At 31.9% G+C, this 257-nt stretch carries 1 protein-coding gene; it reads left to right on the top strand.

Annotation, left to right across the window (positions count from 1 at the left end):
• Position 1: 1 nt before the first annotated feature.
• Positions 2-157: a DUF5715 family protein gene (locus tag AC23MB_RS14475; protein WP_487787668.1), complete on the top strand. Its 156-nt coding sequence runs from the start codon at positions 2-4 to the stop codon at positions 155-157.
• Positions 158-257 lie beyond the last annotated feature (100 nt).

The following is a 257-nucleotide window of genomic DNA, read 5'->3' as shown; positions in this document are numbered from 1 at the left end:
AATGACGGCGAAAGGTTATAAAGTTAAGAAATTGGATTACAGCCGGCCTTATATTGTTTCGAAAGAGAAAACAACTTTAGAAAAAATAGGTTCTAAATTTATCAAAGACAACAAAGGAGCCACAATTACAGTCACTTCTATAACTAGAAGTTTGTAAGATCAGTGAAAACTTCGCTAAGTCAATAATAATGCGTCTTTATGCATTAGCTCTCACAATTTTGGCAATTCGTTTGACTTTTCTTTTATCAGATTTTATG

The organism is Soonwooa sp. T0.1_25 (assembly GCF_057652215.1).
Note: the sequence above shows the minus strand (reverse complement) of the source record. Positions and strands in the feature narration are given on the sequence as shown.